Source organism: Jatrophihabitans sp., from assembly GCF_036389215.1.
In the GTDB taxonomy this organism is placed as follows: Bacteria; Actinomycetota; Actinomycetes; order Mycobacteriales; family Jatrophihabitantaceae; genus Jatrophihabitans_A.
Genome location: NZ_DASVQG010000286.1, coordinates 1 through 4,850, shown reverse-complemented (window position 1 = coordinate 4,850; position 4,850 = coordinate 1). Strand labels below are relative to the sequence as shown.

The window sequence follows — 4,850 nt, the reverse complement described above, 5'->3', positions numbered from 1 at the left end:
CCGGTGCCGAAGTCGTCCAGCGACAGGCAGACGCCCAGATCGCGCAGCTGGTGCAACACCGGCAGGGTCTGCTCCGGATCTCCCATCACGCTGCTCTCGGTGATCTCCAGGATCACCCGGTCGGCGGGCAGCCCGATCCGGGCGATCGCCTGGGCGACCCGGTTGGGCAGCTGGGGGTCGCTGATGTTGCGGGCCGAGAGGTTGACCGCGACGCTGATCGGGTAGCCGTCGACCGTCCAGCTGCGGCACGCGGCGAGTCCCGCCTCCAGCACCAGGGGGGTGAGCCCCTCGATCAGCCCGGTGGACTCGGCCAGCGGGATGAACCGGTCCGGTCCGAGCACGCCCAGGGTGGGGTGCGCCCACCGCACGAGTGCCTCGACACCGGTCACCAGGCCGGTCTGCAGGTCGATCTTGGGCTGGTAGTGCAGCAGCATCTGCTCCGGGTGGTCGCTCAGCGCCATCCGCAGGTCCGCCACCAGGGCCAGCCGCTCGATCCTGCCCCGGTCCATCTCCGGCCCGTACACCGCCACCCGGCGGTCGTTGGCCTTGGCCTCGTACATCGCGGTGTCGGCCTGGCGCAGCAGGTCAGGTTGGGCGGACAGGCCGGTGGTGACCGCGACCCCGACGCTGCTCTCCGGAGTCAGCATCGCCTCGTCGAACTGCACCGGCTCGGCAAGCGTGTCGGCCACCCGCTCGGCGAGCTCCGCGGCGTTCTCCCCTCCGGGCAGCAGCACCGCGAACTCGTCACCGCCCAGTCGTGCCACGGTGGCGCTGGTCGGCAGGCAGCCACGCAGCCGGTCGGCCACCACCTTCAGCAGCCGGTCGCCGACGTCGTGGCCGAGGATGTCGTTGACCTCCTTGAACCGGTCGAGGTCCAGCAGCAGCACCGCCGCCGCTCCGGTGCCGGTGGACAGCACGGAATTGATCTGCTCGCTCAGGTGCGCCCGGTTGGACAGCCCCGTGAGCGAGTCGTGGGTGGCGTCGTAGCCGAGCTTCTCGACCAGCCGGGTGCTCCGGATGGCCACGGCGAGGTGCCCGGTCAGGGTCTGCAGCAGGGTGAGGTCGTCCTCGACGAAGGTGGCGGTCTCACCGAGGCGGTCCATCACGGTCAGGGTGCCGGCCGATCCGCTGGACAGCGGCAGCGCCACGACCACCGCGTCCCGGACCCCCCGATCGAGCAGCCAGCGCCGCAAACCGCGGTCCTTGGTGGTGCGGGCGGCCAGGGTCGGCTCCTCCTGGACCAGGGCTCGCACCGCGATCCAGTCGGAGTAGTCGACCGTGCGCCGGCCCACCACCAGAGCCTCGTCCTCGCCGATGGTGAGGGTCAGGGCCGTCGTGGGCTCGGCATCGGGACGGGCGGAGGTGAGGTTGGCCAGCTGGCCGTCGACGATCATCACCTCGACGATGGCGGCGCGCAGCAGCTGGCGGATCCGTGACAGCAGCTGCCCGGCGAGCACTTCCAGCGACTCTGCACCGACACCGTCGGAGACGAACTCGTGGATCAGCGTCAGCGCCTGGTGCCGCCTGCGGGTCGAGGCATGGCCGCGGTAGGCACCGGCCCCCACGGCGATCACCAGGACCACCAGGCCCACCCCGAGCACGCCGTTGCGCAGCAGCAACAGCACGATCACCGCGAAGGCACTGGCGACCGCGCTGAGCGCGGCGGCCGAGACCAGCACGTCGGCGATCTCACGGGCGCTGAGCGGTCCGTTGTGCAGCCGGATCAGGCTCAGCACCAGCAGGCTCATCAGCTGGTCGACCGCCGCGATGACGGTGAGGACGACGGTCATCGTCCACAGGTCGATGTCGTGCCGCGGCTGCAGCCAGAGGTGGATGATGGTGGCGTCCAGGGCTGCCTCACACGCGTAGGCAGCCCCGTTGTACAGGATCTTGTCGAAGTTGATCCGCTGCAGCAGGAACGCGGCCATCGCTGCCACGAGCCGCGCGATGACGAACGTCTGCGGCGACACCAGCAGCACGCCGAGCACCAGTGGAACGCCCGCCAGCGTCAGCGAGTGGGCCTGCCGGCGGAACTCGACGTTCATCAGGAACTGCTCGGCGAGCAGGAACAGCGCGACGAGTGCCGGTGCCAGCACCGGGGTCGGCAGGTCCACCATCACCAGGATCGGCCGGCCGTCGGTATCCCAGGTGAGCGCCGCGGCGACAGCCGCCAGGATGGCGCTGAGGATCAGCGTCCACCGGGCGGCGCCGCCTCGAGATGTGCGGCGCACGGTCAGCCCCAAGTCGCATCGGACCAGCGGGCCGAGGACCACCGGGCCGAAGACCAGCGAGCCGAGGACCACCGGGCGGAGGACCACTCGGCATCGCTCCAGCGAGCCGAGGACCAGCGGGCCGAGGACCACCGGGCGGAGGACCACCGGGCCGAGGACCAGCGAGCCGAGGACCAGCGGGCCGAGTCCAGGTCATCGCTGGTACCGGCCCAATCGGAGCCGGTCCAGGTCGCGCCCATCCAGTCCCCGCCCACCCAGGAGGTCAGCCCGGACGAGGCGGCCCACCATGCGGGGGCATCCCAGGGGTTGCCCTGCACGTCGATCTCGCCGGTCAGCGCAACGCCGTCGGCGTCGACCAGGCTGTCACCGCCGCGGGCCGCGTCCAGCGAGCCCTGGCCGGTGGAGACGGGGAAGTTCTGCGCCGCCAGGCTGACGAGGTCCTTCGACGACTGGGACCGGCTGGCGGTCCGGACCGCTGACAGCGCCGCGGCGACGTCGAGCTGGCCGGCGCCGGCGTAGAGCGGGCTGTCCGACACCCGGCTGGCGGTGCTGACCAGCGCGGCCTTCACCTGGTCCGGGGTCAGGTCGGGGTAGGCCTGCAGCAACAGCGCCGCCGCGCCGGAGACCACCGCCGCGGCCTGGCTGGTGCCACTGCCACGGAACAGTCGCCCGGTGACGTCACCGGCGACCAGTCCCTCGGGGTGGTTGACGTCGATGAACGAGCCGGGAGCCCGCAGCGAGACGATCGAGGAACCGGGCGCGAGCAGGTCGACGTGCCGCTGCGCGGAGCCGCCACTGCTGAAGGAGGCCACGCTCGGCACGTTCCAGCCCGCGACGGTGTCCTTGCTGTCGGAGGCGCCGACCGCGAGCACGTAGGGGTCGATGGCCGGGTTGGTCAGCCGGCCCGCGGACAGGCCCCCGTTGCCACCGGAGACGACCACGACCAGGCCGTGGTGCCAGGCGTTCTCAGCCGCGGCGGCCAGCGGGTCCAGCTGGTACGGCTGCACAGAGCCGGTGCCGAAGGACAGGTTGACCACCCGGACCCGGCTGCCGTCGTAACTGGTCTGGTGCTCGGTGATCCAGTTCAGGGCCGCGATCACCTGGCTGACGTCGGTGCTGCCGTCGGTGGTGGCGAGCTTCATCGACAGCAGCGCCGCGTCCGGGGCCACCCCGAGCTGAACCGAGGGGTCCAATCCGGCGACGCTCTTGTCGGTGAGCACGGCGGCATCGCGGCCGGCGATGATGCCGGCCAGGTGGGTGCCGTGACCGTAGGTGTCCTGATCAGTGAGGACGCCGTTGGCTTCGATCGACAGGTCCGGGCCGTAACTCAGCTTGCCCGCGCCGTCGAGCCCGCTGACCGGCTCGGTACCGGAGTCCAGCAGAGCCACGGTGACGCCCTGGCCGGTGATCTGGCGGTTCGCCGAGTCACGCTGCTGCCAGACCGACCGGGCGCCGATGGCCTTCTCCACGGTGTAGAGCGAGCCGGGGTCGGCCGCGCCGCTGTTCCTGCCGCGATTGTCCAGGGCTACCTTGTCGGCCGTGCTGTCGCCCCAGCGGGCGTCGTTGAAGGAGGCATGCCCTGCCAGGCCGGCGCGGGGCTGCAGCGATGGCTGGCTGATGAACGCCGAACCGGCAAGCGACAAGCTGATGCTCGCGAGACCCACTACGCTCGCTCTCGCAGCTCGCAAGGTCACCGTTTCATTGGACGTGGCCATCCTTGGCCCCCTTCACCGTGGGCGTCCTCGCCCGTAGTCAGCTGGCTACGCTTAGCCACTTAACGCTTACCGTACAGCCACATAACACAGATCTCAACTGATTGTCGGAATTGGTTCTCGCTCGGCGTTTTCGGGCATGCCGACAGAACCCGCCGAAAGCGCGTGATCGGCGCTGAGGTGGGGTGGGTGAACGGGAAGGGGCGTGCCGGCCGGGCGTGCCGGCCGGGCATGCCGGCAGGTCCGTCCAGGACATACCGAGGGTGGGTCAGCCCTCGGCCGGCGGCACCCGGTGGGGGTCGTCGGCCCGGGACCGGGACGGATCGGCGGCATGCGCGCCCTCGCTCGCGGTGCTCCCGCCAGCTGGCGTGGTGCCGTGTCGGAGCCGGGTCGAGGACTGGTCGGCACCCGTCTGGTTCACGGTGGCCGCCCGCTCGCTGAGCCGGCGGTTCTCCCGGACCAGCTCACGGCGTTCCCGGCGCAGCCGGATCCGGTGCGCCGCGCCGACCCGGATCGCCCACAGGCCCAGCGCCAGCACCGCCATGATCGCCAGCCCGGCGATCGCGAGCCAGTAGGCGGCGATGTTGTAGTCGTTGTCGAAGACGTGCACTGCGATCGTGTGGTCGTTCTGGACGACGAGAATGATCGCGGCTGCCACCGCGGCAGCTACCAGGAGCAGGCCTATCAGGACCATCAGGGTTCCCCCCAAGCCAGGTCGGACGGGGCGTGCGCTGCTTGCAGCCCGGATCCATCTGGCTGCCGAGTCTACGTGGGGTGCCCTCCGCCGAGCCCGTTGAGCGCGCCGGGCACCGGCAGCTCCGCGTGGTCCGGTCAGCTCCGCGTGGTCCGGTCAGCTCCGGGCGGTCCGGTCAGCTCCGCGTGGTCCGGTCAGCTCCGGGCGGTTCGG

3 protein-coding genes are annotated in these 4,850 nt (G+C 71.1%); all 3 read right to left on the bottom strand.

The window, feature by feature from the left end; genetic code table 11:
- The coding region (locus VF542_RS16085; RefSeq protein ID WP_408652705.1) for a putative bifunctional diguanylate cyclase/phosphodiesterase at positions 1-2,318 on the bottom strand (2,318 nt) is incomplete at its 3' end.
- Positions 2,234-3,895, bottom strand: coding sequence for a S8 family serine peptidase (locus VF542_RS16080; protein WP_408652704.1), 1,662 nt, complete (start codon positions 3,893-3,895; stop codon positions 2,234-2,236). The genes VF542_RS16080 and VF542_RS16085, both read right to left, overlap by 85 nt.
- A gap of 316 nt (positions 3,896-4,211) precedes the next feature.
- Positions 4,212-4,637 (bottom strand): hypothetical protein, encoded by a 426-nt coding sequence (locus VF542_RS16075; protein WP_408652703.1) that lies wholly within the window; start codon positions 4,635-4,637, stop codon positions 4,212-4,214.
- Between the last annotated feature and the right edge of the window lie 213 nt (positions 4,638-4,850).